The 1,485-nt window shown below is 50.6% G+C and carries 1 rRNA gene; it reads left to right on the forward strand.

The features are described from left to right. Positions 1–17: 17 nt before the first annotated feature. Positions 18–1,485: ribosomal RNA gene (locus tag A136_RS10735) — 23S ribosomal RNA — on the forward strand; the annotation flags it as partial.

The raw sequence follows: 1,485 nt of genomic DNA on the forward strand, positions 1-1,485 counted from the left end.
ACCCTTTCGGGTTGTATGGTTAAGTGACTAAGCGTACACGGTGGATGCCTTGGCAGTCAGAGGCGATGAAAGGCGTAATAACTTGCGATAAGCCCAGATTAGGTAGTAATAACCTTTTGAGTCTGGGATTCCTGAATGGGGAAACCCACTTACATAAGTAAGTATCCTGTTGTGAATACATAGCAACAGGAGGCAAACCGGGGGAACTGAAACATCTAAGTACCCCGAGGAAGAGAAATCAACCGAGATTCCGAAAGTAGCGGCGAGCGAAATTGGATTAGCCCTTAAGCTTTTAATGATGCAGGTGAAGAGTCTGGAAAGTCTCGCAGTAAAGGGTGATAGCCCCGTAACCGACACATCATAATCAGTGAAAACGAGTAGGGCGGGACACGTGATATCCTGTCTGAATATGGGGGGACCATCCTCCAAGGCTAAATACTACTGACTGACCGATAGTGAACCAGTACCGTGAGGGAAAGGCGAAAAGAACCCCTGTGAGGGGAGTGAAATAGAACCTGAAACCGTGTACGTACAAGCAGTAGGAGCACCTTCGTGGTGTGACTGCGTACCTTTTGTATAATGGGTCAGCGACTTAATTTTAGTAGCAAGGTTAACCGTTTAGGGGAGCCGTAGGGAAACCGAGTCTTAACTGGGCGTACAGTTGCTAGGATTAGACCCGAAACCAGGTGATCTAGCCATGGGCAGGTTGAAGGTTGAGTAACATCAACTGGAGGACCGAACCGACTAATGTTGAAAAATTAGCGGATGACTTGTGGCTAGGGGTGAAAGGCCAATCAAACCTGGAGATAGCTGGTTCTCCCCGAAAGCTATTTAGGTAGCGCCTCGGACGAATACTACTGGGGGTAGAGCACTGTTAAGGCTAGGGGGTCATCCCGACTTACCAACCCTTTGCAAACTCCGAATACCAGTAAGTACTATCCGGGAGACACACGGCGGGTGCTAACGTCCGTCGTGGAGAGGGAAACAACCCAGACCGCCAGCTAAGGTCCCAAAGTATAGCTAAGTGGGAAACGATGTGGGAAGGCTCAGACAGCCAGGATGTTGGCTTAGAAGCAGCCATCATTTAAAGAAAGCGTAATAGCTCACTGGTCGAGTCGGCCTGCGCGGAAGATGTAACGGGGCTAAGCTATACACCGAAGCTGCGGCTACGTACCTTAGGGTATGTGGGGTAGGGGAGCGTTCTGTAAGCCGTTGAAGGTGGTCTGTAAGGGCTGCTGGAGGTATCAGAAGTGCGAATGCTGACATGAGTAACGATAAAGGGAGTGAAAAACTCCCTCGCCGGAAGACCAAGGGTTCCTGTCCAACGTTAATCGGGGCAGGGTAAGTCGACTCCTAAGGCGAGGCCGAAAGGCGTAGTCGATGGGAAACGGGTTAATATTCCCGTACTTCTTACAATTGCGATGGGGGGACGGAGAAGGCTAGGTGGGCCTGGCGACGGTTGTCCAGGTTCAAGTACGTAGGCGG

The organism is Vibrio crassostreae 9ZC13 (genome assembly GCF_000272045.2).
GTDB lineage: Bacteria > Pseudomonadota > Gammaproteobacteria > Enterobacterales > Vibrionaceae > Vibrio > Vibrio crassostreae_C.